The sequence below is a fragment of the Halomonas halmophila genome, assembly GCF_006540005.1.
In the GTDB taxonomy this organism is placed as follows: Bacteria; Pseudomonadota; Gammaproteobacteria; order Pseudomonadales; family Halomonadaceae; genus Halomonas; species Halomonas halmophila.
Genome location: NZ_BJOC01000015.1, coordinates 22,714 through 47,906, shown reverse-complemented (window position 1 = coordinate 47,906; position 25,193 = coordinate 22,714). Strand labels below are relative to the sequence as shown.

Here is a 25,193-nt window from a genome sequence, read left to right as displayed (position 1 = left end):
ACGTCAACGCAACCTTGATCATTCCTCGCCCTTTCACAACCGACGCGCCAAGCCGTGACGCACATACCAGACGGCCTCGGCGCGGGCAGCGGCGTCCTGGGCCAGCCAGCCGGCCAGGTCACGCAGACGGCGGTCCGCCGTTGCCATGGGCACGATGCCACGGCCCATCTCCGGTAGAATCAACACCGCTTCGAGGCGTGAGTCACGCTCCGCGTCGACCAGCGCATCAAGCGCCATGACCAGTCGCGCTCGCAACCGGTCATCGTCGGGTTCAGCGATCAAGGCATGCTCCAGCCACCCCGGCCAACCGGTGATCACCAGGGATGAACGCCTGCCCCAAACGGACTGCCATCCGCCGAGCCCGGCATCGTCGACCCGGTACCAGATGGCGTTTGGAAAACGCGCGGTTACCAGGTCGCGCTTGCCGGCGCAGGCACCACCGATGAAGAGCTGCATGACCAACCGTTCTCCTCGATTGTTAACGTGAAACAACGCCCCTGAGCCTGTCCGACCACATCCCCCCAGAAATCCGCGCCCTCCAGGCGACGACGCAATTCACGGATGACACCGCCATGACTGACCGCCAGCACACGACGCTGACCGTCACTCTGCGCCTCGTCCCGCACCTCCTCCAGCCATGCCGACAGCCGTGCCCAGAGGTCATCGGCGGATTCGCCACCCGGCGTCGCCAGTTGCCCCCGGCTGTCGATCCAGGCCCGATAGCCGATGTCATCCTTGAGCGTGGCCCAGGTCTGGCCCTCGTAATCGCCGAAGTGCAGCTCGCGTAGCCTGGCATCAAAGCGGGGCGACGCCCGCTGCAGTTCCAGAGCGTTATCTGCCAGCACATGCGTCAGCGTCTGGCGACAGCGTGTCAGGTCACTGCAGTACACGGCGTCGAAGGCGACGCCGGCCAGCGCCTCACGCAATCGTTCAAGGTCCGGCTCGGCCTCCGGCATCAGCAGCGGAATGTCACGATGCCCCTGGTAGCGACGCTCTCGGTTCCAGCTCGTCAGCCCGTGACGAACGACCACCAGCTCCAGGTGATCCCTAACAGCCATACTTCCCCTCCTTCGATGGCGGCACCGACGATATCACCGTTGATACCACCGAAGGCCCGACGCACCGCCAGGCCATGGATGATGAAAAAGACCGCCATGCCGACCAACAGCCAGAGCAGTCCGGGCAATACAACGAGCCCTGTCAGGGGCAGCAGGGAGGCCAGGGCGAGATCACGCCAATCGAGACTCTGCTGCCAGGCGTAGGCCAGTCCTTCGGGACGCGCGGCGGGCACCATCACCAGCAAGCCGACCGCCCCCAGCCGGCCCAGCGCGGACACCGGCACCAGCCACCAGGGGCTTTCCCCGGCGGCCAGCAGGGCCCACAGCAGTGTCGCCTTCCAGGCCAGTTGGAAGACCAGCGCCAACATCCCGAAGCTGCCCACCTGAGGATCCTTCATGATCGCCCAGCGTTTCTCCAGGGAGGCATTACTGCCAAGCGCGTCGGCCAGATCCATCAGGCCGTCGAGATGCAGCCCTCCAGTCAGCGCGACCCACAGGCTGAGCAATGCCAGCGCCAGCAGTGGCAACGGCACGAGCCCCTCGAGCAGCGAGCCGACGACGGCTAGAGTCGCCCCGATCAGGGCGCCCACCAGCGGATAGGCGCGCGCCGCCCAGCGTCGAGTGGCCGGTGTCCAGGGGCAGGTCAGCGGCACCGGTAGCCGGGTCAGAAACTGCAGGGCCAGCAGCAGACCAAAGACCGCATTCTTCATGCCTCTTCTCCTTGCCAGTCGATGATCTGCCCCGCCACGACTTCGATCACGCGATCCGCCTCGGCCACCAGGTCACGATGCAGTGACTGCAGCAAGGCCAGGTAGCCCCAGACCAGCGGGTCACGCGGCGGCAGATCCTCATTGAGATCATTGGAGACCACGACCAGGATGATCCCTCGTTGGCGGGCCACCGCGAGACATCGCGACAGCAACGCCCTGCCTTCGGGAGCCTCGAGACCGGACTCGAACATCGCACGGCTGGCCCAGAGCGTCAGGCAGTCCAGCAGTATCGAGCTGCCGTGCGGGATCGTCGCCAGCGTCGCGTCAATATCCACCGAGGATTCCAGGGTGAGCCACTCCTCCCCCCGCTCGTCTCGGTGACGCGCGATGCGGGTGGCCATTTCCTCATCGGCAGCGCTGGCCGTGGCCAGGTAGTAGCGCTCGCCGCCCCGGGCTGCCTGGTACTGGCGGACAAGTCTCTCGGCCACCCCGCTCTTGCCGGAACGCGCGCCACCGGAAACGAAGACGATCATGGCCGTTTCCATGCCGACAGGGCCTCGAGCAGCCGGGCGTTAGCGGACGCGTTGCGTAGCGCCAGGCGTAACCAGGCGCCGTCGAGGCCGGGAAAATTGTGGGTATGACGCGCCAGCAGGCCTCGCTCGAGCAAAAAACCAAACAGCGCCTCGGCATCCTCGGCGTCCCCTCCACCCCACATCAGCAGAAAGTTGGCCTGAGTGGCCGGTACTCGATAGCCGAGCGCGCGTACCGCCTCGGGCAGGCCGCGCTCGGCCGCCAGCCACTCCCGTGTTCGATCGAGGTAGTCTTTATCGGCGAGCAGAGGCGCCACCAGGCTCCGCGCCAGGGCATTGACGCTCCACGGCATTTGCAACGCAGCGAGGCGCACGACGAGTTCGGGGGCGCCCAGCAGATAACCGAGCCGCAGCCCCGGTACGTCATAGCGCTTGGTCAATGAGCGCAGAAGCAGGAGCTGAGGTGACGACGCCAGGAGTGACGTGAGCCGCTCATCGTCCTCGGTGAAGTCGACAAAGGCCTCGTCGATCACCAGCAGGCTGCCGGCCTCGCCGGCCCGCGCCAGCAGGCGTTCGACATCGGTACGCGGCAGCAATGTCCCTGTCGGGTTATTGGGCCGACACAGGAACACGATATCGACGCTGCCCATGGCGCTCTCGACGGCATCCACATCTAGCTGGAACGCCGACTCAGGCAGTGCCAGCCGCTCGACAACGAGGCCATGATGATGGCAAGCCCGGGCATATTCGCTGAAGGTGGGTTCGACCACCAGGGCACGGCCCCCGGCATGCAAGGCGGCGGCAAGGTAGATGGCCTCGATGCCACCATTGGTCACCAGAACGCACTCGGGGGGAACGTCATCGTCAGCGGCAATGGCCTGCCGGGATCGATCATCGTCCGGGTCCGGATAGCGGGCCAGCATCTCGCTGGCCCCGGCCAGCCAGTCCCCCAGCCAGGGCGGTGGTCCCAAGGGGTTGAGGTTGGCACTGAAATCGATCACCGCATGGTCGGCGGGCAGCCCGAAACGCGCCAGCAGCGGCGCGACACGATTGCCATGGCTCGGCCAATCCGACAGATGATCCAACGTCATGTCAGCCACTCGCGCAGTACCACCAGGGGCGCCATCAGCACCAGCACACCCAGCCAGCCGCCGTGCATGTAGTGGATGGCACGCTCGATATGCCCCACGGCCAGGGGTTCCAGCGGGCGACCGAGGGTCGCGCGTTTCGACAGACGCCCCGCGTAATGGTTGAGTCCGCCGAGCTGCACGCCCAACAGGTGGGCCACCATGGCCTCCGGCCAGCCGGCATTGGGGCTCGGGTGTCTGGGCGCTGCGTGCCACGTCGCCGCCATGGCCCCATGGGTACGGCCACCGATCACCCACGCCGACAACCACATGGCCATAACGGTCAGCCGCGCCGGCACCCAGTTGACGAGGTCATCGAGACGCGCCGAGGCCCAGCCGAAGGCCTCGTAACGCGGATGACGATAACCGACCATGGAGTCCAGCGTGTTGACCGCCTTGTAGGCGAGCGCCAACGGCGCGCCGCCGAGCAGAGCCCAGCATAGCGGCGCGGTAATACCGTCCACGGTGTTCTCGGCGACACTCTCCACCGCACCCCGCGACAAGCCTGACTCGCCAAGTGTGTCGGTATCGCGTCCGACGATTCGACTCAGCGCATGACGTGCCGCCGGTAGATCACCGCGGCGCAATGGGTCGGCCACCGCCCGCGCCGCCTCGGACAGCCCACGGGTGGCGAAGGCGGTGGCCAGCAGGGCCAGCTCGGCGGCCAATGCCAGGCTCGGTGATATCCAGGCCAGTACCGTCAGCAGACACCAGGCCAGCGTCCAGGTACCGCCGACCACCACCACGGCCAGCCAGATACCGCGACGTCGACGTGTCTCGGCCGAGCCCTGGTTCCAGGCCCGCTCGAGCCGGGCGATGCAGCGACCCATTCCCACCACCGGGTGCGGCAGCCAGGAGGGATCGCCCAGCAGCAGGTCCAGACACAGCGCCAGTACGACCATGGCCAGCAGCTCAACCGTCAGCGGCTCCAGCATCATGAGGACTCCCCGCCGGCGCCCAGCGAGTCGCAGATACTACGGAACACAGTGTCGCCGATCGCGCGCCCCAGTCGAGTCCCGGACCCGGCATAGCCAGTTGACATGCCTCGCTGGGTGGCCGCAATGGCCAGGCAGTCCGTAGAGGTGCCGGTCGCGGGCGTGCCGTATTCGGCATCCTGGACACCGCATGCTGTCAAGGCGTGCACCTTGGCCTCGGTGGCCGATAGCACGACATTGACCAGGGCGCCATCGGTGAGATGCCCATCGATGAAAATCAGCAGATTGATGGTGCCGGCGACCAGGCGTGCATCGCCCTCCACCGGCGCGGTGATATCCACGGCATTGCCCACGCCGGCTGTGGTGACGGCCAGTACACGCGTTGAGCCGGCATCGGCTTCCGCCACGGCGAACCGATCCAGCGGCACGGCCGTCATCATCGCCAGGGCCTGGCCCGGATCGAGGTTACGCTTGGCGAGCCAGCCCTCGAGTTCCTCGCCGGGGGTCTCGCAGGCGTAGTGCTTGTCGACATGAAAGTTGCAGAAGTCCCGGCGCCAGCCGAAACCGCCGCCGATGAGTGCACTGCTGAGGGTTCGCAATGCCACGGGCGAATGAATGTGCAGGCAATTCGCTCCGGCCTTCAGGGTCAGACCTTCGCCAAACATCAATGACCTAGCGTTCAGGTTCGCCGTCGTCATATCGGTTCCGCGCCTTCGCGGTCATCGATGCCAGCCGTGTCGAAGGTCGCCATCCGCGACAGCATGGCTGTCGCGGCCTGCAGCAGCGGAAAGGCCAGTGCCGCGCCGGTGCCCTCGCCCAGGCACAGCTCCATGGCCAGCAATGGCTCGGCATCGAGAGCTGCCAGGGCGTGAGCGTGTCCAGGCTCGTGGGAGCGATGGCCAAAGATCAGGAAGGGGCGCAGCTCAGGCAGCATGCGACAGGCCGCCAACGCGGCCACCGTGGCGATAAAGCCATCGACGATCACCGGCATGCGTCGTGAGGCGGCTTCGAGATAGGCACCGGCCATGGCCGCGATCTCCAGGCCACCGAGTGTCGCCAGCACATCGACCGGATCCTCGGCATCAAACAGGCGGTCGACCATGGCCGCCTCGATGACGGCCTGCTTGTGCGCCAATGCCGGTCCCGCCACCCCGGTTCCCGGTCCGACCAGTTCGCCGACATCGATGCCGGTCAGCGCCGCCAGCATGGCGGTACTGGGCGTTGTGTTGGCGATCCCCATCTCGCCGGCGATCAGGCAACGGCAGCCGTTCGACGCCGCTCGCTCGGCGGCCCGACGGCCCACCCGGATCGCGGCCCAGGCCTCGTCACGCGTCATGGCATCTTCAAGCGCCAGGTTGGCGGTGCCTGGCCGCACCCGGTCAATGACCACGCCTTCGGCAGACAGCGAAGTCGCCATCCCCACATCGACCACCTCGAGACGTGCCAACATCTGCCGGGCGAAGACATTGATGGCCGCACCACCGGCGACGAAATTGGCCACCATCTGGGCCGTCACTGTCTGGGGAAACGCCGACACGCCCTCCGCCGCCACGCCATGATCGGCGGCAAATACCACCACAGCGGGTGGGGCCACGACGGGAAAGTCGTCACCAGTCATCGCCGCCAGCTCGATCGCCAGGCGCTCCACGCGCCCCAGGCTGCCGGGCGGTTTGGTCAAGGTGTCGATATACCCCGCGACCCGCTCGGCACAAGCTTCATCGAGAGCGGGTATCGGCGGCAGGCGATGAGGCATGGCACGGCTCCGACATGGCAGGCAAAAGCCATCATGCTAACAGCAGTCGTCAGCGACTTCGCTCTGGACTCGCCACGGTCTGTTACTCGAGATGCCCCGGGTTGCGCAGCTTGCGCTCCTCGACGGGAGGCGGCGTCCATTGATAGACCCAGGTCTCGGTCAGTGGCTGGTCACCGCGTTTCAGATAGAGGCGCAAGTTGATGGGCTCGGTGCCCTCATCCGGCGGCACCACATCGAACCGCGCCCGATAACCCTCAATAGCGTCCAGCGGGCGCGCCGACGCGATCTCGACCCGACCGGCCGAGGCATCGATGACCGGCTCCACCTCGACGCCCTCGTCGAGCGGCAGTGGGCCACCGGCGAAGTCGACCACGAAACGCCAGCTGAAATATTTCCGACGCTGGCCGACCACCCCGCCGAGGCCGGTACGGGTCGCCACACAGCGTGCCAGGGGTGGTTGAGTAGGCACCGTATTGCACCAGTGAAGGCGATAGCCGAACAACAGCTCTTCACCGGGTTCGGCCGGCTTTTGCGGATTCCAGAAGGCGACGATGTTATCGAAAGTTTCATCGAGGGTGGGCAGTTCCACCAGTTGCACGGTGCCCTGCCCCCAGTCGCCTTTCGGCTCGACCCACAGGCTGGGGCGGCGATCATAGTAGACACCGTCATCCTGATAATGATCGAAGTCACGGTCGCGCTGCAGCAGGCCGAAGCCCTGCGGTGCTCGGTCGCCGAAGGCATTGAAGCGCAGTTGTGGCGGATTGACGAGTGGACGCCAGAGCCACTCGCCGTTGGCCGCCTGGATCGACAGTCCGTCGGAATCATGAATTTCCGGCCGCCAATCCCAGTTCGCGTCGCGATCGTTCTCGCCGATCATGTACATGCTGGTCAGTGGCGCGACACCCAGCCGCTCGATGGACCGACGCGGATAGAGGGCCAGGTCGACGTCCATGACGACACCTTCCTCCACTTCGTGGATGATGAAGCGATAAGCCCCGGTGACACTGGCCGACTCGAGCAGAGCATGGACGGTAACATGCGACTTCTCACCCTCACCGCTGGGACGCTCCAGCCAGAACTGCGTGAAATCCGGAAATTCTTCTTCCTGGCCGGCCATGGCGGTATCGATGGCCAGACCACGGGCCGAGAGTCCGTATTGCATGGAGTCGCTCACCGCGCGGAAATAACTGGCGCCGAGAAAGGACGCGATATCCCGCTGCCAGTCATCGCGGTGGTGCAGGCGAAAACCGGCATAACCAAGATCCTCCGGCAGTTGCTGCCCTGCGATACCGGAATCGCCAAAGTCGAAGCGGTTGGGGTCATAGTCGAGCTCGTAGGCCTGACCATCGATCACTTCATGAATCTTGACCGGTGTCTTGTAATGCAGTCCCAGATGAAACAGTTGGGCACGGAAATCCGCACCGGCAATGTCCTTCCACAGGGCACGAGCCGGACGATATTGAATCGCCTTGTAGGTATCCCAGCCAAGATCACGGATGGGCTCGGGGAGCGTGACGGTATGCTGGCGAGGCGACTGCTGCGACAAATGACGAGCCAGCCCCTTGAGCCAGGCGAAGTCAAATGGCTTGCCCTCACCGGCTTGCGGCGCCTCTTGCGTTGCCGCCAGCAGCGTCGACATGGGCAGCAGTCCGCTACCCCCGAGGGTCCCGGTCACCTTCAAGAAATCGCGTCGCTGCATGTTGGTTCCTTATCGCATGGCATCCCTGATCAGCATGGCGCCGGAGTTCGTGTCGCTCCGGTCGAGTGACTGTCCCTATGGAGTCTCGGAACATGGGGAGAGTTCCCCACTTGCTGACATGCCATAGGCCATATACTGTATATAAAGACAGCAAAAGCCAGCCAGAAGAGTGCCGTCATGAGACCATCCGGCCCCCCTCACTCCGAGCGCTATCGCGGGCGGGGCGCTACCTTCGCTCCACCCAACCGCTTCGCGCCGACTGTCAGCGAGGCGGTCGACGATGGCTGGTGGCAGGACGCGGTGCCCGAGCGTCTGGCCACCGAGGTCACCACCGAGTCGTCACGCAGCGCGCTGTCCTGGAACCGCTCGCCGGACCTGCCCTTCGACCGTTCCCTGAACCCCTACCGGGGCTGCGAGCATGGCTGCGTCTACTGCTATGCCCGACCCAGTCACGCCTACTGGGACCTCTCCCCCGGTCTCGACTTCGAGACCCGGTTGATCGCCCGCGAGGGGCTGGTGGAGCGCCTGGAGGAAGAGCTGGCCCGACCGGGCTATGTCTGCCGCCCGATCAACCTGTCCGGCAATACCGATGCCTATCAGCCGCTGGAAGCCGAGCGTCGGACCACCCGCCGGCTGCTGGAGGTGCTGCTCAAGCATCGCCATCCTGTCACCCTGGTGACCAAGGGGGCCCTGATATTGCGTGACCTCGACCTGCTGGCCGAGCTGGCCGAACACCGGCTGGTGCGCGTGATGATCAGCCTGACCAGCCTGGACTCCGACCTGAAACGCACCCTGGAACCCAGAACCGCTTCGCCCGAGGCACGGCTGAGAGTCATCCGCCGGCTCAGCGCGGCCGGCGTGCCAGTGGGCACCCTGATATCGCCGGTGATTCCCGGCCTGACCGATCACGAACTGGAAGCCTTGCTGAAGGCCGCCCACGCGGCCGGCGCCAGCAGTGCGTCCTGGATGCTGCTGCGCCTGCCGCGGGAGGTGGCACCCCTGTTCGAGGACTGGCTACAGACCCACTACCCGGAGCGGGCCGCCAGGGTCATGAGCCTGATGCGCCAATGTCGCGACGGCCAGACCTACGACTCACGCTTCGGCCACCGCATGCGCGGCCAGGGTGTCTTCGCCGAACTGCTCGCCCAGCGCTTCGCCAAGTGCTACTACCAGCTCGGCTTCGAGGGTGACATCAGTCTGGATACCTCGGCATTTCGACCACCGGGCGCACAGGGGGACCTGTTTGCGCCCTGACGCCATTCAGGACGAACCGACGCGCCTGTCCTCCAGCAGAGTGCCACTCGCCAGCAGGTCCTCCTCGTGATCCGGCTCGCGCCAGGGTTCGGCCACGGCGTCGGCGTCCCATTGCCGCATGGCCGGCAGCGCCAGCAGTTGCTCGACATAGCGACGCGAGGCGTTGCTGAGTTCGAGATCGAAGCTGCGCGCCCGGAATGCCACGGGGGCAAAGAAGGCATCCACGGCGGTAAAGTCAGAACCCGCGAGGAATGGCCCGCCAAAGCGGGATATACCTTCCTGCCACAGCTCGTCCAGCCGCACGAGGTCAGCTTCCAGCGCGGACGAAGGAGACGCGAGTCGCAGCGTCACACCACAGTTCATGGGGCACTCGTCACGTAACGCATTGAAGCCGGCATGCATCTCGGCGCTGGCCGAACGAGCCCAGGCGCGGGCCGCGGCGTCCTGCGGCCATACGCCGGCATGCTGTTCGGCCAGATATTCGACGATCGCCAGGGATTCCCAGACCGCCAGTTCCTCGTTCTCCAGACAGGGCACCTTGCCGGTGGGCGAAAAGGCCCGAAAGCTCGCCCAGCTCGACCCGGTGTCGAAGGGCGTGAGCACTTCCTCGAAGGCAATGCCCAGCTGACGCATGAGCACCCAGGGGCGCAGCGACCAGGAGGAGTAGTTCTTGTTGGCGATATGCAGTCGCATCATCGAAGCACCTCTCTCAAAAGCAAATCGGGGCCGCCCCGGCATGCGGGTCAGAACAGCCCGGGCGTGGCGGGCCCGGCCAGTGACGGGTCGACAGCGCGGAGCTCGACCTCATAGCCGGTAAACTTGCGCAGGTTGATGACGCCGGTATCGAAGATCAGATACTGGCCCTTGATCCCCAGCAGGCGGCCGCACACTTCGGCCTGCTTGTCGAAGTTGTGCGAGGTCACCTTGCCCGGGAACTCGAGCACCGGATAGTCGAAGCGGTACGCCTCGGCATCGAGCTCTTGAATGGCCTCCTCGCCAAAACGCTGGCGCAGCTCATCCAGGCCATCGCCGAGCCGGGCCAGCAAGCGATCGCGCTCGGCGGCCAGATCCAGCACCGGCGCCTCGCCCTTGAGCATGGTGCGCCAGTTGGTGCGGTCTGAAACGACTTCCTTGAACAGGACTTCGACCAGCCCCGACTGCTGACGCGAGGCCACTTCGAGAATCGGCAGGGCCTGGGTGGCGCCCTGATCGAGCCAGCGCGTCGGGATCTGGGTGCGGCGCGTGATGCCGACCTTCAGGCCGGAGGCATTGGCCAGATAGACCACATGCGGCTGGAAACAGTGCGCCTCGCCCCACTCCGGCTCACGGCAGGTGCCCTGAAAGTAGTGGCAGAGCTCGGGTTTCATGATGCAGGTGTCGCAGCGCGCCAGCTTCTTGAAGCAGGGATAGCAATGCCCCTGGCCGAAGCTCTTGCGAGTGGCACGACCGCAGTGGGTGCAGGCAATGGCACCGGTCCAGTCGAGCCGCAGGGTGGCGCCGAGCCAGTCCGCCAGTGGCACCCGGTCCGCGCCGGCGATCAAGGTATAGCGCGCCGGTGGTCCCGGCTCGACGGTCATCTTGCTCAGGCAACCACGTGCCAGGGGTTCAGCCACGACTCACGTCCTGGCCCAGGCCGGCCTGCTCCGGCGACACATCGCTGCCGCTGCTGTCGGCGCCACAGGTGCGACGCTCCAGATAGCCGACACGCTGCTCGGCGGGCACGTTGTTCTCGGCTTCATAGCGCATCACCGCCTCCAGGCAGAGCTCGGTCTGCTCGGCGGTGAGAAAGCGCCCGTCCGGCCACTTGCGCAGAGCCACCGCCTGCTTGAGGCTTTCGTAGATGGTGGGCGTCATCTGCTGAATCATGCGTTCGAAGGTCATGTCGCTCATCGCGAGTCTCCCGTTGAATCCTGTGCTCAGAACTGGCGCCTGGCGTGTCGAGAATAATACCAGCCCAACAGCAGGCCCACGACCAGGCCGCCCAGGTGGGCTTCATTGGCAATGTTGCCGAAGCCGATCAGCCCGGCCATGTCCGTCATGGTGAAGACCATCCAGCCCAGCATGAGCACGACCAGCATCTGCGGCACGAAGAAGCCGCTGCCCGGCGATCGACGCGACATCAGCCAGACATAGCCCAGCAGGGCAAAGTCGACACCGGACATGCCGCCGAACAACACCGTACCCGTGGCATATTGCGCGAGGTTGCCGCCCAGGGCCGCCAGCACCAGCACCAGCAGCATGCGCCGGCTACCGTGCAGTGCCTCGACCTGCCGGCCGAACACCCACAGCCAGAGCATGTTGAAGATCAGGTGCATCCAGCCGAAATGCAGCAGCACCGGCGAGACGAGCCGCCAGATCTGGCCGGAGGCAAGCCCGGCGCCGAGGCTTTCGGGGACCGGCTGTCCGCCGACGATGCCCACCGGCACGATCGCCAGTGCGGTAATCGCGGCATCACCCAGCAGCCCCAGAGCGGCAAACACCAGGACGCACAACGCCAGTGTCAGCGTCGTCACCGGCAGCTGACGCAGCAGCGCCTTGCCGTGAGACACACTGGGCCCGCGTGCGCCGCGGGGAACTGCCCCTTCCTCGGGCATCAGGGACTCGCCCCTTTGCCATCGATTGAGCAGGGTCAGCATGGCTTCCTGCTGGGCGGGATCGACCAGCCACAGCACCTGCCCCTCGCGCTCCTCGGTGATGCGGTGACCGATACGGTGCGCCCAGAGCGCTTGCCGCAGGGCGCTCAAATCGGCATCAAGGGGCAGCAGTATTACCCGATACATGGGACCTCCGTCAGGCTGTCACCGGGACGACCGGCCGCCCAGCGGCCGCATCAGACTGCCGGACACGAAAAAATCCGGCGGAGGGGGCCGCCGGACAAAGCAAGGGATCATTCAAGGGAACACTTCTTCAGACGCCCCAGGGCGCCATGAGTTCCCCAACCGGCCGGCCATTTATGTAACATAATGTGTCAGTCGAAATCGATCTCCCAGGGCATCGCCCGGGCGTATTCGTCCTGGGGCACATCGACCCACACGAAGTTGTCGGCACTCAGCGTCGCCTCGCCGCTCCAGCGATAGGCCACCAGCCGGCCGAACTTGACGGCACTATAGTCCAGACAGGCAATATTCGGCGCCGGCAGTGCCGGCACTCCCTCGCACCAGTAGTGACCGACGAACAGCGGTGGCTGATCCACGGCATAGTGACTGAGCCGCGCCAGTTCGTCCTCGCTCAGCTCGCGTGCCTCCAGCGACGCCGGCAGGCTATCCGGCTGGAAGATCACGTCTCCCCAGGTGCGCGGGTGTCGGGCCCAGAAATGCGCACGAGCCGTACGGCGTATGGCGCCGTCCTCGGAGTGAATGTCCATGCCCTCAGGCAGGACAAGATGATTGCCACGCGTCAGGCGGTCCAGGATCCGGGCTTCGTCGGTGCCGGAACGCATCGACGCGGCGAGAAAGTCGAGATCGATACAGGCATCCGCGCGTCTGGCGCGCAGCCGGTCGACCAGTGCCTGGTCCCAGCAGGCATGCACGACACGCAGGCCCGCGAACTCCAGGCACAGCGGAATCTCCAGGAACCAGTCCAGTGTCTGCTGCCACTCGCGGGGATGATCCCGGTACTGGGTCAGGGTTGCCTGGACGATGCGATTGTGACGTGGTGTATGCGGGCGCAGCCACTGATGCCCGGATGTCGCGGGCGCGCGATGGCAATAGGCCAGGGCGTTGACTTCATGATTGCCCAGCACCATGTGCGCTTCCCCGGCCTCGACCATGCGGCGGGCAATCGACACGGCCAGGCGGATGCGCGGGCCACGATCGATCAGATCGCCGAGAAAGATGACCTTGCGATCCGAATGGCGATAGACGCCGTCTTCCTGATGATACCCCAGGCGTTCGAGCAGCGCCGCCAGGGTGGCGCCACAGCCATGGACGTCACCGATCAGGTCATAGCCTTGCGCGGCGGGTGCCTCGTTCACCTCAGTCTCCCAGCCGATTGCTCCAGCCCAGCTTGCTGCGCAGGATCTCGTAGAAATTGTGGCCCGGCGGATGTACCAGTTGCACCCGCTGCGGCTTGCGCCGTATCACCAGCACATCATCGGGCTTGGCCACCGCGCGCGTCTGCCCATCACAGCTGATGTGCGGATAGGTCTGGTTGGTTTCGCCGATGTGCACGCGGATTTCACTATCGGCGCCAATGACGATGGGGCGGCTCGACAGGGTATGCGGGAACATCGGCACCAGCGAGATGGCTTCCAGCCGTGGGTGAAGGATCGGACCACCACCGGAGAGCGCGTAGGCCGTCGAGCCGGTGGGCGTGGCGATGATCAAGCCATCGCTGCGCTGGCTGTGGACGAAGTGATCGTCGATGAACAGCTCGAACTCGATCATGCGCACCGCCTTGCCGGGGTGCAGCACGATTTCGTTGAGTGCATCCCCATTGCCCACGGGCTCCCCTTCTCGATACAGCTCGGCATCCAGCAGGAAGCGTTCCTCGACCTCGTAATGGCCGTCGAGCACTTCCGTCACCCTGTCCTCGAGCTCATCCGGCGAGATGTCGGTGAGAAACCCCAGTCGCCCCCGGTTCACGCCGAGCACCAATGTGCCGCTGTGACAGAGGGTGCGCGCCGCGCCCAACAGGCTGCCATCGCCGCCTACCACGATCACCAGGTCACACAACTCGCCGAGCAGGCGTCGGCTGGCTTCGGCATGACCATGATCGAGCAGCACGGTCGCCGTGCGGTCCTCGATGATGACGTGATAGCCGGCAGCGTCGAGAAAGCGGCTCAGGCGCTTCAGGGTCTCGACCACCCGGGCACTCCCCAAGCGGCCGATAAGACCAATGTTTTGAAAGGCTTGCATGCGCGGGTCCCTCGCTTCGCGACGGACCATTATGGCCAGCCAGCGGCCAGGGGGCAAACCCTGGCGCCCCGCCGTGGCCCCGCTACAGGGCCGACGTCAGGCCGTGGCCGGCGTGCGCCGCTGCCACCAGTCATTGAACACCAGGGAGGAGACGATGATGCCCCCGCCCAGCGCCAGGCGCAGCAGATCGGCGTCGCGATTCCAGATCACGAGATTGACCAGCAGCCCCGCCGGCACCAGGGCATTGTTCATGATGGCCAGGGCGCCGGCATCGACCCGCACGGCGCCGAGATTCCACAGGAAGTAGCCGACGCCGGAGGCCACCAACCCCAACCAGGCCAGGACACCCCATTGCACACCGGTTGTGGGCAGCGCCGAGGCGTCTCCCAGTACCAGGAACGCCGGCAGCGCCACCGCCAGGGCCCCCAGATAGAACCAGCCGAACACCGACAGGCGTGGCAGCTCATCCGGCAGGCTGGCCGACAGGCGTCGATAGCCAACCTGTCCCAGGGCGAAGCAGATGTTCGCGCCCTGGACCACCAGAAAGCCGACCCAGTAGTCATCGGTCAGGCCCTTGAAGCGAATCACCGCGGCGCCCAGCACGGCGAGTGCCGCCGTCAGCAGATGAAACGGCGTGAAGCGCCTGAAGAGCGCATCATCGAGCAGGGCGATATACAGCGGGGTGAGAACGGTGAACAGCAACACCTCAGGAACCGAGAGCAGTACGAAGGACTGATAGAAGAAGATATACATCACGCCTAGTTGCACGGCTCCGAGCGCCATCAGTGCCAGCCTTTGCCGTCCTCTCAGCAGGCTGGGCCGCAAGACCGGCAGAAAGACCAGGGCCGCCAGGGCAATGCGCAGCATCACGGCAAAATAACTGTCCACCTGCCCGGCCAGGTAGACGCCGATCAAGGAAAAGGAAAAGGCCCACAACACCGTGACACCGACGAGATAGCCCAATGGTCAACTCCTGTTTGCTGGTAGGGTTGACGGAATTATACGCACTTCGGCATCACAGCAAAGCGGGGATCGCGCCTCAGCGCCGCAGCAACCAGATGACCGCATACACGGCCCCGGGCACCCAACCCAGCACCATCAGCACCAGTGACAGCAGGATGCGCCGGGGCGCGGCACCGGCCAGGGCCAGGGCCAGCGGGGGCAGCAGGACCGCCAGCAGCATGATGGCGGCAAAGGGCTCCGGCCGGCTTGGCGTGGCCTCGGCCGGCGCCCGGGCCCCGGCATGGGACTCCGCCTGGACACGCGCCGCGTCGGATGCCGCATCCGCCGGCAATTCCCTGCCGGCGGCAGTCGCTTGCGCCGGTTCGGCGTCGGCCGGCGTAAAGTGCCCCACGGCGCTGGAAGCCTCCTCGGACGCCCCGCTCAAAAAGGCACTCTGCTCCGGCGCTTCGGCCTGATGGGCCTCATGATCGATTTTCTGCTCGATGGCTTCGGCACCCTCGGCCAGGGTCTGGTGGTAGCGTTCCCAGTCTTCCCAATCATGCGGTGTGCCGGATCTGGGACGATGATCACCGGACTCCCGGGCACGCGACCACGCCTTCTCTTCCAGCGTGTTGGGACGCTCCTTGTCACGCTCTCCATCCAGGCCCTTGCGGGCCAGGTATTCACGGGCATCCATGATGGCTACCTCCACAAGATTTGACAGGCCGCCCAAGGGACGGATTTATTGGCACCATTGTGACATATTGGAGTGGAAGGGCCCGATAGCGGTTCCATCCACATGCGCGCATCGCATTCGCCACCAGTCGCGCTATGATGAAACTGAGACAACCCGATGGACAGCCGGACGCGTCCGGCTGCACGACACCTGCCGTCCCGGCAGGCCACTCGGGAAGGCTCACCATCGCCGGCACAAGGAGAACCGCCATGCCCAACAAGGCCCCAACCATCGTCCGCGAGATCATGTCCCGCGACTGCTATCGGGTCTCCGGCAAGACCTCTGTCTCCAACCTGGCCAAGGGTCTGTCCCTGCATCGTCTGCCCGGTGCGCCCGTGGTCGATGCACATGACCACCTGATCGGCTTCATTTCCGAGCAGGATGTCCTCGGCAAGGTGCTGGAAAGCGCCTACCTCAATGATGAGCCGCCTCTGGTCCAGGAATTGATGCGCAATGAAGTGCTGACGGTAACGCCCAACAAGAGCATCACCGACCTCGCTCAGGAAATGCTGGGTGCCAAGCCCAAGGTCTACCCGGTCACCGAGCAATCAAGGCTGGTGGGCATCGTGACGCGTCGAGATGTGCTCAACGCCCTGCTGCGCATGCGTCACCGCTGACGCCATAACGTGGCGAGCGCAAGTGGCCAACGACTCGAGACCGGCACCGCGGGGTGCCGGTCTCGCCCATATGATACGGATAGGCGGCGCCACGCGGGCGCACAAAAAAACGCCCCGAATGCATATGAGTGCATTGGGGCGACAAGGATCGATTCTGCAAGCCAGAACAGCATTGCTAGCGACTGCCATCGCGTACCGCAATGATGATGTCTGTGCCTTTTGTGACAGCGCTGAGCGAGAAAGTTCGACGAGGTCACAATTTTTTTCTCTTCCGGCGGCAACCCCGCCCGGCCCGCTGGCCTGACGGCCAGGCTTGTAATCATTAACCCACTGGATATACTGGGGAAAGCTGCGGGTGTAGCTCAATGGCAGAGCAGAAGCTTCCCAAGCTTACGACGAGGGTTCGATTCCCTTCACCCGCTCCATCTCTCATTTCGTCGCGCCGCCTGCCGGCCCTCGAGCGCCCCATGGCATTGTTTCTTACCGTCTTCGCCGTCTGCATGCTGATCTTCGGCGGTGTCGCCCTGGTCCTGCTGACGACGCGTACCCCGCGTTACCGCACCGAGCCGGAGCACTTGCTGGATCTCTTCGACAAGGCGCTGGACAACCGGGTCGGCGAGACAGAGTGGAACGCCCTCATCGATTACCCCATCCGCCACGACGAATACATGGAAAATGTGCGTCGCCGGGCTCGCCTGCTGATGGATGAGCATGGCTGGCATGGCCGGGTGGCACGCGGCAAGCCGCTTCTCGACGAGGAAGGCCATGCCGAGCTGCATGCCCTGCGCCAGCACCTGGCCGCCCGAACCCGGCTCAAGCGTGGCGAAGGCTGAACATGTGAATCCCGGCTGAATCCGTTACCATGCCCGAAGCATGCTCGGAATCGTCTCGCCGGAGGTTCGCCATGACCAGCGCGATCCGTCAGATCCCTCTCGATACTGCCGTTCACCATCATGCCCATGACTTTCACCAGATCGTCATCGGCCTGCGGGGTCAGGCAGAATTCGAGATCGAAGGCCTGGGCGGCTCCATCTCGGCGCTGTCCGGCTGCATCGTGCCGGCCAATCATGTGCACTACTACGCCGGCACCGGGGACAACCATCAGCTGATCCTCGACCTGCCCGACAACGCCCTCTCGCTGACCGGCCACCAGCACGAACTGGTTCGCCTGTTCGATGCACCCCGCTTCTTCGATCTCGATGCACCGCTGGAACGCTACCTGGAATTCGTGGTGAGCGAACTGGCCCAGCTCTCGCAACAGGGCCGTTTGAGTGCCCTGCAACAGGAACGCCTGGCCACCACCCTGCTCGGTTCGCTGCATGCCCGCCTGACCCAGGAACCCGCGGCCCGCGGCCGCCATCTCGATCTCGCCGCACTGGACCGCTTCATTGATCGTCACCTGGGCACCAACCTGCGCGTTGCCGACCTGGCCGCGGAGGCCTGCCTGAGCGAGGCTCATTTCAACGCACGCTTTCGCGAGCAGACCGGGCTTTCGCCCTGGCAGTACGTGCTGCGCCGCCGGCTCGATACATCGGAGCGACTGCTTCACGAGAGCCGACTGCCCCTCTCGGAAATCGCCGCCTTGACCGGTTTTGCCACCCAGAGCGCCTTTTCGCGTGCCTTCCGGCGCACCTTCGGGCATCCGCCGAGCCGGGTGCGCAGCCGACCGGATCAGACACTGACCACTCGCGCCACGTCCTGAGGAGGTTCGGCGGGCTCCCAACCCGCATGCCCAACAGGCTAGACGAAGGTCTAAGCTGCCATGAGTGAGTGACCAACTACGTCGGAATCGTTAAATCCATCCGTGAATTCGACAAGCAGACCATTCCAATGCCCCCTACCCTCATCAGGATGCCCTTGGTCCGCTGGCGTCCTGATGCTGGCTGGACAGACAACACGCTGTGAAGACGGGCTTTGACCGGGGAAGATTCATGCTGAATGCCAACAAGATGCTGGATGACGCCACCTGGCGCCAGGAACTCGACACACTGTTTGCCACTGTCAGCGACCATTACGTGGTCGATGAGGCGAGCTTTGTCGAAGAGCTGATCACGGCGCTCGAAACCGACGAGCGCGACTTTGCACGCATTGCCGACAAGACGGCGGAGCTGGTTCGCGAGATCCGCGAGACCGATACGGCGGTGGACACCATCGATGAGCTTCTGCAGCAATACAGCCTGGACACCCATGAAGGCCTGATGCTGATGTGCCTGGCGGAAGCCATGCTACGCATTCCCGACAAGGCCACCGCCGATGCCCTGATCGAGGACAAGCTGGGCCCTGCCGACTGGAAGTCGTATCTGGGACGCAGTGAATCCTGGATGGTCAATGCCTCCACCTGGGGGCTGCTGATGACCGGCCGCGTAGTGACCATGGACAAGCCGCAGGATGGTCGACCCTCCGGCTTCATCAACAAGATGGTCAACCGCATGGGCGAGCCGGTGATCCGACGTGCCATGGTCGAAGCCATGAAGATCATGGGCAAGCAGTTCGTGCTAGGGCGCGACATCGACGAGGCCCTCAAGCGCTCCCGACCCCAGTTCGACAACGGCGATACCTACTCCTACGACATGCTCGGCGAAGCGGCCCGAACCCGCGATGATGCCCAGCGCTACTTCAAGGATTATGCGCGCGCCATCGAGCAGGTCGGCAAGACCAGCGCTCAGCTGGGCGCCTCGACGCCGTCACCTTCGGTATCCATCAAGCTCTCGGCCCTGCATCCCCGCTACGAGTTCGGGCGCCGCGAGCAGGTGCTCGAGGAGTTGGTCGCCAGCACGCTCGAGCTGGTGACCATGGCCCGCGAGCGCGATGTCGCGGTGACCATTGATGCCGAGGAAGTCGATCGTCTCGAGCTGTCGCTGGAGGTCTTCCGCGCCGTCTACGAACACGATGTCTGCCGCGGCTGGGGGCACTTCGGTCTGGTGATCCAGGCCTACGCCAAGCGCGCGCTGCCGGTGCTTCACTACATCAACCGCCTGGCCGAGAGCCAGGGCGACGTGATTCCGGTGCGCCTGGTCAAGGGTGCTTACTGGGATACCGAAATCAAGGAATCCCAGCAGCTGGGGGTCGAGGGCTACCCCGTCTATACCCGCAAGGCTGCCACCGATGTGGCCTACCTGGTGTGCGCACGCTTCCTGCTGGCCGAGTCGACGCGCGACCGGATCTTCCCGCAGTTCGCGACCCATAATGCCCACACCATCAGCACCATCCTGGAGCTGGCCAACGCGGCGGATCGAAACTTCGAGTTCCAGCGTCTGCACGGTATGGGCGAGGCCCTCTACAGCTCTGCGCTCAAGCGTGCGCCCAAGGGCACCTACTGCCGCATCTACGCCCCGGTCGGCGCCCACAAGGACCTGTTGCCCTACCTGGTCCGCCGCCTGCTGGAAAATGGCGCCAACTCCTCCTTCGTGCACCAGCTGGTCGACCCGCAGGTGCCGGTGGAATCGCTGTGCGTGCATCCGGTGGAGACGCTGCGCCAGTTCGACAGCCTGGTCAATCCGCAGATTCCGCTGCCGCGGGACATCTACGGCGAGAAGCGACTCAACTCGCGTGGCGTCAATCTCAATATCCGCAGCCACCATGACCCGCTGCTGCAAAGCATGCAGAAGTTCATGGAGCGGACCTACGATGCGCGTCCGCTGCTGGCCTTCGATGTCGCCACCGACAACGACCTGGTACACGACGTCAGTTGCCCCCATGACCGGAGCCAGACGCTGGGGCGCGTGCTGTGGACCAGCCAGGAACAGGCCGAGCGCGCCGTCGACGCGGCCTGGAAGGCTTTCCCGCGCTGGGAATCCACCCCGGTCAACGAGCGGGCCGATATCCTGCGTCGCTTCGCCGACCTGCTCGAAGAGCACATGGCCGAGCTGATGACCCTGTGCTGCCGCGAGGGTGGCAAGCTGCTCACCGATGGTGTCGACGAGATCCGAGAGGCGGTGGATTTCTGCCGCTACTACGCCACCAAGGCCGAAGAATTGTTCGGCGGACCCATGCCGCTGCCGGGCCCGACCGGCGAATCCAACCAGATGGTCATGGGTGGCAAGGGCGTGTTCGCGGCCATCAGTCCATGGAACTTCCCGGTGGCTATTTTCTGCGGCCAGATGGTCGCCACCGCCGTGGCCGGCAACACCGTCCTGGCCAAGCCGGCGGAACAGACCTCGATCATCGCTCACCGCGTGGTCGAGCTGCTGCACCAGGCCGGCATGCCGCGGGACGTCGTCCAGCTGCTGCCCGGCGACGGCCCCACCGTGGGCAGCGTGCTGACCGGCGACGCGCGCATCACCGGCGTGGTCTTTACCGGCGGCACCGACACCGCCCAGCTGATAAACCGCTCGCTGGCCGCGCGCGACAATGCTCCCTTGCCTACCCTGGTAGCAGAGACCGGCGGCATGAACGCCATGATCGTCGACTCCACCGCCCTGCCCGAACAGCTCGTCAATGATGTCATTCACTCGGCCTTCCAGAGCGCCGGGCAGCGCTGCTCGGCACTGCGCGTGCTCTATCTGCAGGACGACGTGGCCGATCGTGTCATCGAGATCCTCAAGGGCGCGATGGATGAACTGCGTGTGGGGGATCCGCGGGATCTGGGCACTGATGTCGGGCCCGTCATCGATGACGATGCCCGCGAAGCACTGCAGGCCCACATCGACAAGCTCAAGGGCGAAGGCCGCCTGATTGCCCAGACCACGCTGGAGGACAGCCGCACCGCCGAGGGCACCTTCATTGCGCCGACGGCGTTTCAGATCGATGGCATCGATGCCCTGGAACGCGAGCAGTTCGGGCCGATCCTGCACATCGTTCGCTATCGGTCGCAGGAAATCGACCAGGTCATCGATTCGATCAACGCGCGAGGCTATGGCCTGACCTTCGGTGTGCACAGCCGCAACGAGTCCTTCGCCGAGGACATCGCGCGTCGCATCCGCGTCGGTAATGTCTATGTCAATCGCGACATCATCGGCGCCGTGGTCGGTGTGCAACCCTTCGGCGGCCAGGGCTTCTCGGGTACCGGCCCCAAGGCGGGCGGCCCACATTATCTGTTGCGCTTCGCCACCGAGAAGTCGGTGACCATCAATACCGCTGCACTCGGCGGCAATGCCTCACTGCTGGCCATGGGCGACGACTGACGTCAGCGCCTGAATGCCCGCTACCGGGCTCGGCATGCTCACCCCAACAACAAGCAGCATGCCGATCCCGCTCAACCCGGGGGAGCGCCACGGCGTTTCCCGGGTTTTCGCCTCCGGGTAACTGGGGGTACATCGCTACAACGGTCTTGTAATAATCAGCACAACTGGAGGCCTTCATGGAAGACCCTACGCAAAGCGACTCGATCCGCGCACCAAGCTTCGGCCTGGCACTCATTCCTATTCTCGGAACCCTGGCCGTACTGGCGGTCCAGCTCTTCTACTTCGGAGACTTTACCCCCCATATCCCCTCTCCATCGGCATTGCCCTGACCAGCATCCTGGGTATCTATCTTGGCCATGGCTGGCCGAATATCGAGAAGGGTATTTTCCACGTCATCAATGTGTCGCTCCCTTCAGTATCTGTACTGATCATCGTCGGTATCATTGTCGGCGTCTGGATCGCCAGCGGCACGGTACCCACACTGATCTATTATGGGTTGATCATACTCTCGCCGGAAATCTTCCTGGCCGCCGCCATGATCCTGTGCTCGGTTGTCTCCGTGTCACTGGGCACATCCTGGGGTACCGTCGGCACCATCGGCCTGGCCTTGATGGGCATTGGCGCAGGCTTTGGCATCCCGCCCTACTGGACGGCCGGTGCGGTGGTCTCCGGAGCATTTTTCGGTGACAAGATTTCGCCGCTCTCCGATACCACCAACCTGGCTCCGGCGGTAACCGGCACCAATGTGTTCGACCACATCAAGAACATGATGCCGACTACCATTCCCGCCATGCTGATCGCCCTGGTCATCTACCTGGTCGCCGGTTTTACGGTCATCGACTCTACCCAGACCTCCTTCGAGAGCATCAACGCCATTACCACAGCGCTCAACGAAGTGTTCTGGATTTCTCCCTGGCTACTTTTACCTGCCGTGCTGGTCATCGGTCTGGCAGTCACAAAGCAACCACCCATTCCGTCCTTGTTCGCGGGGGCGGTTGCCGGGGGCGTCATGGCCATGCTCTTTCAGGGCGTCGGCCTGCATGACATCTTCACCTACGGCAACTCGGGCTACTCCATCGACACCGGCGTCAGTGAAATTGATTCGCTGCTCAACAGCGGTGGTATCCAGTCGATGATGTGGACCATCTCGCTGGTCCTGCTGGCGCTGGGCTTTGGCGGCGCACTCGAACGCACCGGCTGCCTGGAAGCGGTCATCAGCAAGATCATCTCGCGCTTCAAGAAATTCGCCAGCATCCAGACGTCTGCCGTGCTGACCTCGGTCGCCACCAATACGGTTGCCGGTGACCCCTACCTTTCCGTTGCCTTGCCTGGCCGTATGTATGCCCCGGTCTATCGTGGCTTGGGTTACTCGACACTTAACCTGTCGCGGGGTATCGAAGAAGGCGGGACTCTGGTTTCTCCGCTGGTGCCCTGGAATGCAGGGGGTGCCTTCGTCATCACGGCCTTGTCCTTGAACATCGGCGACGGCAACTTCGAAAACCTGCTGTATATTCCGCTGGCTTTTGCCTGCTGGACAGCACCTTTCATCGGTATCTTTTATGCCAACATGGGATGGTTCTCACCCAAGGCGACCGATGCCGAAAAAGCCAAGTGGGATGCCGATGGTGAACATCGCATAGATCCGGAAAGTGGCAGTCCCACCGAAGGCAGCTATGCGTAAATAGGGGGAGTTTTGCTTTCAACAGTCCAGTGGACATATGCTCTACTGGGCTGTTGGCAATCTTTTCGTGCCATTAAAGAAGGCAATGGTAACTGCGACAGCCACCTTTGCTTTCTCTAATGACAAGTTCAAGACGCAAGGAATCCACATGGTCGTCAACACAAGTCCTGCCCGATACAGGCTCCACCTCCCTTCTATCGCGATGCTCGCCAGTGGTCACGAGGCCTGCGTGCGAAACAATAACCTGCCCGAGATGGTTCGGGGTCAATAAACTGGAGACGCTTCATCATGGCTATTGGTGTCTGGATTAGTCTAATTGGTTACTTTGTGCTCATGATCGCCATCGGCGTTTATGCCATGCGCACATCCACCTCCTCATCCGAGGATTACATGCTGGGCGGCCGCTCGCTCAGCCCCAAGGTCGCGGCCCTGTCGGCCGGGGCGTCGGACATGAGTGGCTGGCTGCTGCTGGGCCTGCCGGGCGCCCTCTTCGCCTCCGGCCTGGGCTCCGCCTGGATCGGTATCGGCCTGCTGGTGGGCGCCTTCTTCAACTGGACGCTGGTCGCCCCGCGCCTGCGCGAGCAGACGGTGCATTATGGCAATGCCATCACCATTCCGTCCTTCCTGGCCAACCGTTTCCCGACCCGCGCGACCTCGCTGCGGACCGTCTCGGCCGTCGTCATTGTCATCTTCTTCGCAGTGTATACGGCCTCCGGCCTGGTCGCGGGCGGCAAGCTGTTCGAAAGTGCCTTTGCCGGCATCTTCAACTTCGGTGGCCTGAGCGACTACGCCGCGGGCATCATCATCACCCTGGGGGTGGTGCTGGTCTACACCGTAGTGGGTGGCTTCCTCGCGGTCAGCATGACGGACTTCGTGCAGGGCTGCATCATGATGCTGGCATTGATCATCATGCCGGCCGTGGTGCTGTTCGGCGAAGGTGGCGGCGGCTTCTCGCAGGCCTCTCAGACGCTCAATGACGTCGACCCCACCCTGCTGACCTGGACGGAGGGGCTGACCTTCATCGGCTGGCTGTCGGCGGTGACCTGGGGGCTGGGCTACTTCGGCCAGCCGCACATCATCGTGCGTTTCATGGCCATCCGTCACCTCAAGGATGTACCCACGGCGCGTAACATCGGCATGGGCTGGATGCTAATCTCGCTGATCGGCGCCGTCTCGCTGGGCATCTTCGGTCGCGCCTACGCCGTCCGTAACGGCATGAATATTGAAGACCCGGAAACCATCTTCATCATTCTGGCCGATCTGCTGTTCCATCCGCTGGTCACCGGCTTCCTCTTTGCCGCACTGCTGGCGGCAGTGATGAGCACGATCTCCAGTCAGCTGCTGGTGTCCTCCTCCTCGCTGACCGAGGACTTCTATCGCCTCTTCCTGCGCAAGGAAGCCTCTGAGAAAGAGTGCGTCATGGTCGGCCGGTTGAGCGTCGTCCTGGTAGGCCTGGTGGCCACCATCATCGCTTCCGACCCCGACTCTCAGGTCCTGGCACTGGTCAGCAACGCCTGGGCCGGCTTCGGTGCCGCCTTCGGCCCGCTGATCATCCTGTCGCTGATGTGGCCACGCACCAATGGTGCGGGTGCCATTGCGGGCATGGTGGTGGGTGCCGCTACCGTCATGATCTGGATCACGCTGGGCTGGAATGCGTCCTTCCTGGGTGGCCCCGGTGTCTACGAGATCATCCCCGGCTTCATCGCCGCCTTCATCGCCATCATTCTGGTCAGCAGCGTGACCAGCGACGCCGGCGAGTACAAGGCCATCGAGCGCTGAGGGCCTGCTTCACCCATTCGGTATCACCAGAGGGCTCCTGCGGGAGCCCTTTTGCATAGCGGCTCGAATAGTGTTCACCCGAGCCCGCGATACACGGCAAGCCCCAGCGTGACAATCGCGAAGCCCCACAGAGCGGCATGCGTCCAAGGTGTATTGATCAATACCAGCAGGCGATACAGCTCCATATCCTGCGCCACGGGACGAATGAAGGCCGCCCCCAGCGCCCACACCCCCAGCGCCACGATGGGCAGACGCAGGCTGAAAGGCAGAACCAGCATCAACTCCGGGCGCCATAGCCACCATACAGCCAGCAACGCCGCTGACAGGAGTGACAAGAGCGCCCCACCTCCATGTGAATAGCGTACCCAGACTGCCATCTATTTGCCTCCCGAG

The 25,193-nt window shown here is 64.1% G+C and carries 26 protein-coding genes and 1 tRNA gene; 9 read left to right on the top strand and 18 right to left on the bottom strand.

What is annotated here, in order from left to right; translation table 11 throughout:
• Positions 1–33: 33 nt before the first annotated feature.
• The 9 genes from HHA01_RS05355 to HHA01_RS05315 all read right to left on the bottom strand — a co-directional run bounded on the left by HHA01_RS05355 (position 34) and on the right by HHA01_RS05315 (position 7,812).
• Complete coding sequence (locus tag HHA01_RS05355) at positions 34–456, bottom strand: bifunctional adenosylcobinamide kinase/adenosylcobinamide-phosphate guanylyltransferase (RefSeq protein WP_141318493.1); 423 nt, start codon at positions 454–456, stop codon at positions 34–36.
• Complete coding sequence (locus HHA01_RS05350) at positions 408–1,058, bottom strand: histidine phosphatase family protein (protein ID WP_141318491.1); 651 nt, start codon at positions 1,056–1,058, stop codon at positions 408–410. Before HHA01_RS05350 ends, HHA01_RS05355 begins: the two co-directional genes overlap by 49 nt.
• Positions 1,010–1,768 (bottom strand): adenosylcobinamide-GDP ribazoletransferase, encoded by a 759-nt coding sequence (gene cobS, locus HHA01_RS05345; RefSeq protein WP_141318489.1) that lies wholly within the window; start codon positions 1,766–1,768, stop codon positions 1,010–1,012. Before cobS ends, HHA01_RS05350 begins: the two co-directional genes overlap by 49 nt.
• The gene (locus tag HHA01_RS05340) at positions 1,765–2,301 is read right to left on the bottom strand and encodes a bifunctional adenosylcobinamide kinase/adenosylcobinamide-phosphate guanylyltransferase (RefSeq protein ID WP_141318487.1); all 537 of its coding nucleotides are present in this window, start codon (positions 2,299–2,301) and stop codon (positions 1,765–1,767) included. The genes cobS and HHA01_RS05340 overlap by 4 nt, the downstream gene beginning before the upstream one ends.
• Positions 2,298–3,389, bottom strand: coding sequence for a threonine-phosphate decarboxylase CobD (cobD, locus tag HHA01_RS05335; RefSeq protein WP_141318485.1), 1,092 nt, complete (start codon positions 3,387–3,389; stop codon positions 2,298–2,300). The genes HHA01_RS05340 and cobD overlap by 4 nt, the downstream gene beginning before the upstream one ends.
• Positions 3,386–4,363 carry an adenosylcobinamide-phosphate synthase CbiB gene (gene cbiB, locus HHA01_RS05330; protein ID WP_141318483.1) on the bottom strand — a complete coding sequence of 326 codons (978 nt, stop codon included), beginning with the start codon at positions 4,361–4,363 and terminating at the stop codon, positions 3,386–3,388. Before cbiB ends, cobD begins: the two co-directional genes overlap by 4 nt.
• On the bottom strand, positions 4,360–5,058 hold the full coding sequence (locus tag HHA01_RS05325) for an adenosylcobinamide amidohydrolase (RefSeq protein ID WP_141318481.1): 699 nt from the start codon (positions 5,056–5,058) through the stop codon (positions 4,360–4,362). Before HHA01_RS05325 ends, cbiB begins: the two co-directional genes overlap by 4 nt.
• Positions 5,055–6,113 (bottom strand): nicotinate-nucleotide--dimethylbenzimidazole phosphoribosyltransferase, encoded by a 1,059-nt coding sequence (gene cobT / locus HHA01_RS05320; RefSeq protein WP_141318479.1) that lies wholly within the window; start codon positions 6,111–6,113, stop codon positions 5,055–5,057. Before cobT ends, HHA01_RS05325 begins: the two co-directional genes overlap by 4 nt.
• A gap of 82 nt (positions 6,114–6,195) precedes the next feature.
• Positions 6,196–7,812, bottom strand: coding sequence for an OpgD/OpgG family glucan biosynthesis protein (locus HHA01_RS05315; protein WP_141318477.1), 1,617 nt, complete (start codon positions 7,810–7,812; stop codon positions 6,196–6,198).
• Positions 7,813–7,989: 177 nt separating this feature from the next.
• Between HHA01_RS05315 and HHA01_RS05310 the strand changes: the two genes are divergently transcribed.
• Positions 7,990–9,066, top strand: coding sequence for a PA0069 family radical SAM protein (locus HHA01_RS05310; RefSeq protein WP_141318475.1), 1,077 nt, complete (start codon positions 7,990–7,992; stop codon positions 9,064–9,066).
• Positions 9,067–9,072: 6 nt separating this feature from the next.
• On the opposite strand, the gene HHA01_RS05305 is transcribed toward HHA01_RS05310, so the two are convergent.
• The 8 genes from HHA01_RS05305 to HHA01_RS05270 all read right to left on the bottom strand — a co-directional run bounded on the left by HHA01_RS05305 (position 9,073) and on the right by HHA01_RS05270 (position 15,561).
• Positions 9,073–9,762, bottom strand: a complete 690-nt coding sequence (locus tag HHA01_RS05305) for a glutathione S-transferase family protein (RefSeq protein WP_141318473.1) — start codon at positions 9,760–9,762, stop codon at positions 9,073–9,075.
• Positions 9,763–9,809: 47 nt separating this feature from the next.
• Positions 9,810–10,643 (bottom strand): DUF2797 domain-containing protein, encoded by an 834-nt coding sequence (locus HHA01_RS05300; RefSeq protein ID WP_141318536.1) that lies wholly within the window; start codon positions 10,641–10,643, stop codon positions 9,810–9,812.
• A 28-nt stretch (positions 10,644–10,671) separates the two neighbouring features.
• On the bottom strand, positions 10,672–10,956 hold the full coding sequence (locus HHA01_RS05295; protein ID WP_141318471.1) for a YeaC family protein: 285 nt from the start codon (positions 10,954–10,956) through the stop codon (positions 10,672–10,674).
• Between the two features lie 26 nt (positions 10,957–10,982).
• Positions 10,983–11,846, bottom strand: a complete 864-nt coding sequence (locus HHA01_RS05290; RefSeq protein ID WP_141318469.1) for a rhomboid family intramembrane serine protease — start codon at positions 11,844–11,846, stop codon at positions 10,983–10,985.
• Between the two features lie 188 nt (positions 11,847–12,034).
• Positions 12,035–13,039 (bottom strand): metallophosphoesterase, encoded by a 1,005-nt coding sequence (locus HHA01_RS05285; RefSeq protein WP_141318467.1) that lies wholly within the window; start codon positions 13,037–13,039, stop codon positions 12,035–12,037.
• Between the two features lies 1 nt (position 13,040).
• Positions 13,041–13,922 (bottom strand): NAD(+) kinase, encoded by an 882-nt coding sequence (locus HHA01_RS05280; RefSeq protein ID WP_141318465.1) that lies wholly within the window; start codon positions 13,920–13,922, stop codon positions 13,041–13,043.
• A gap of 96 nt (positions 13,923–14,018) precedes the next feature.
• Positions 14,019–14,885, bottom strand: a complete 867-nt coding sequence (locus tag HHA01_RS05275; protein ID WP_141318463.1) for an EamA family transporter — start codon at positions 14,883–14,885, stop codon at positions 14,019–14,021.
• 76 nt (positions 14,886–14,961) lie between these two features.
• On the bottom strand, positions 14,962–15,561 hold the full coding sequence (locus HHA01_RS05270) for a YqaE/Pmp3 family membrane protein (RefSeq protein WP_141318461.1): 600 nt from the start codon (positions 15,559–15,561) through the stop codon (positions 14,962–14,964).
• A gap of 248 nt (positions 15,562–15,809) precedes the next feature.
• On the opposite strand from HHA01_RS05270, the gene HHA01_RS05265 reads away from it, so the two are divergent.
• From HHA01_RS05265 to putP, 8 genes are all read left to right on the top strand, one after another.
• On the top strand, positions 15,810–16,217 hold the full coding sequence (locus HHA01_RS05265) for a CBS domain-containing protein (protein WP_141318458.1): 408 nt from the start codon (positions 15,810–15,812) through the stop codon (positions 16,215–16,217).
• Between the two features lie 351 nt (positions 16,218–16,568).
• A tRNA-Gly gene (locus tag HHA01_RS05260) sits at positions 16,569–16,642 on the top strand.
• Between the two features lie 42 nt (positions 16,643–16,684).
• Positions 16,685–17,050 (top strand): hypothetical protein, encoded by a 366-nt coding sequence (locus tag HHA01_RS05255; protein ID WP_141318456.1) that lies wholly within the window; start codon positions 16,685–16,687, stop codon positions 17,048–17,050.
• A gap of 71 nt (positions 17,051–17,121) precedes the next feature.
• Positions 17,122–17,919, top strand: coding sequence for an AraC family transcriptional regulator (locus HHA01_RS05250; RefSeq protein WP_141318454.1), 798 nt, complete (start codon positions 17,122–17,124; stop codon positions 17,917–17,919).
• Between the two features lie 229 nt (positions 17,920–18,148).
• Positions 18,149–21,340: a bifunctional proline dehydrogenase/L-glutamate gamma-semialdehyde dehydrogenase PutA gene (putA, locus tag HHA01_RS05245; protein WP_141318452.1), complete on the top strand. Its 3,192-nt coding sequence runs from the start codon at positions 18,149–18,151 to the stop codon at positions 21,338–21,340.
• A gap of 176 nt (positions 21,341–21,516) precedes the next feature.
• The gene (locus HHA01_RS15040; protein WP_307725341.1) at positions 21,517–21,669 is read left to right on the top strand and encodes a hypothetical protein; all 153 of its coding nucleotides are present in this window, start codon (positions 21,517–21,519) and stop codon (positions 21,667–21,669) included.
• On the top strand, positions 21,654–23,021 hold the full coding sequence (nhaC, locus tag HHA01_RS05240; protein WP_307725342.1) for a Na+/H+ antiporter NhaC: 1,368 nt from the start codon (positions 21,654–21,656) through the stop codon (positions 23,019–23,021). The genes HHA01_RS15040 and nhaC overlap by 16 nt, the downstream gene beginning before the upstream one ends.
• A 288-nt stretch (positions 23,022–23,309) precedes the next feature.
• Positions 23,310–24,800, top strand: a complete 1,491-nt coding sequence (putP, locus tag HHA01_RS05235) for a sodium/proline symporter PutP (protein ID WP_141318450.1) — start codon at positions 23,310–23,312, stop codon at positions 24,798–24,800.
• A 74-nt stretch (positions 24,801–24,874) separates the two neighbouring features.
• Here putP and HHA01_RS05230 read toward each other — a convergent pair whose 3' ends face one another.
• Complete coding sequence (locus tag HHA01_RS05230) at positions 24,875–25,135, bottom strand: hypothetical protein (RefSeq protein ID WP_141318448.1); 261 nt, start codon at positions 25,133–25,135, stop codon at positions 24,875–24,877.
• Between the last annotated feature and the right edge of the window lie 58 nt (positions 25,136–25,193).

Excerpts from the sequence above, each read along its gene's own strand:
- HHA01_RS05265 (WP_141318458.1), top strand. The coding sequence starts at position 15,810 with ATGCCCAACAAGGCCCCAACCATCGTCCGCGAGATCATGTCCCGCGAC.
- putP (WP_141318450.1), top strand. The coding sequence starts at position 23,310 with ATGGCTATTGGTGTCTGGATTAGTCTAATTGGTTACTTTGTGCTCATG.
- putA (WP_141318452.1), top strand. The coding sequence starts at position 18,149 with ATGCTGAATGCCAACAAGATGCTGGATGACGCCACCTGGCGCCAGGAA.
- HHA01_RS05340 (WP_141318487.1), bottom strand. The coding sequence starts at position 2,301 with ATGATCGTCTTCGTTTCCGGTGGCGCGCGTTCCGGCAAGAGCGGGGTG.
- HHA01_RS05350 (WP_141318491.1), bottom strand. The coding sequence starts at position 1,058 with ATGGCTGTTAGGGATCACCTGGAGCTGGTGGTCGTTCGTCACGGGCTG.
- cobT (WP_141318479.1), bottom strand. The coding sequence starts at position 6,113 with ATGCCTCATCGCCTGCCGCCGATACCCGCTCTCGATGAAGCTTGTGCC.
- HHA01_RS05295 (WP_141318471.1), bottom strand. The coding sequence starts at position 10,956 with ATGAGCGACATGACCTTCGAACGCATGATTCAGCAGATGACGCCCACC.
- HHA01_RS05310 (WP_141318475.1), top strand. The coding sequence starts at position 7,990 with ATGAGACCATCCGGCCCCCCTCACTCCGAGCGCTATCGCGGGCGGGGC.
- cobS (WP_141318489.1), bottom strand. The coding sequence starts at position 1,768 with ATGAAGAATGCGGTCTTTGGTCTGCTGCTGGCCCTGCAGTTTCTGACC.
- HHA01_RS05250 (WP_141318454.1), top strand. The coding sequence starts at position 17,122 with ATGACCAGCGCGATCCGTCAGATCCCTCTCGATACTGCCGTTCACCAT.
- HHA01_RS05290 (WP_141318469.1), bottom strand. The coding sequence starts at position 11,846 with ATGTATCGGGTAATACTGCTGCCCCTTGATGCCGATTTGAGCGCCCTG.
- HHA01_RS05315 (WP_141318477.1), bottom strand. The coding sequence starts at position 7,812 with ATGCAGCGACGCGATTTCTTGAAGGTGACCGGGACCCTCGGGGGTAGC.
- HHA01_RS05305 (WP_141318473.1), bottom strand. The coding sequence starts at position 9,762 with ATGATGCGACTGCATATCGCCAACAAGAACTACTCCTCCTGGTCGCTG.
- cobD (WP_141318485.1), bottom strand. The coding sequence starts at position 3,389 with ATGACGTTGGATCATCTGTCGGATTGGCCGAGCCATGGCAATCGTGTC.
- HHA01_RS05270 (WP_141318461.1), bottom strand. The coding sequence starts at position 15,561 with ATGGATGCCCGTGAATACCTGGCCCGCAAGGGCCTGGATGGAGAGCGT.
- HHA01_RS05355 (WP_141318493.1), bottom strand. The coding sequence starts at position 456 with ATGCAGCTCTTCATCGGTGGTGCCTGCGCCGGCAAGCGCGACCTGGTA.
- HHA01_RS05255 (WP_141318456.1), top strand. The coding sequence starts at position 16,685 with ATGGCATTGTTTCTTACCGTCTTCGCCGTCTGCATGCTGATCTTCGGC.
- HHA01_RS05325 (WP_141318481.1), bottom strand. The coding sequence starts at position 5,058 with ATGACGACGGCGAACCTGAACGCTAGGTCATTGATGTTTGGCGAAGGT.
- cbiB (WP_141318483.1), bottom strand. The coding sequence starts at position 4,363 with ATGATGCTGGAGCCGCTGACGGTTGAGCTGCTGGCCATGGTCGTACTG.
- HHA01_RS05280 (WP_141318465.1), bottom strand. The coding sequence starts at position 13,922 with ATGCAAGCCTTTCAAAACATTGGTCTTATCGGCCGCTTGGGGAGTGCC.
- HHA01_RS05300 (WP_141318536.1), bottom strand. The coding sequence starts at position 10,643 with ATGACCGTCGAGCCGGGACCACCGGCGCGCTATACCTTGATCGCCGGC.
- HHA01_RS15040 (WP_307725341.1), top strand. The coding sequence starts at position 21,517 with ATGGAAGACCCTACGCAAAGCGACTCGATCCGCGCACCAAGCTTCGGC.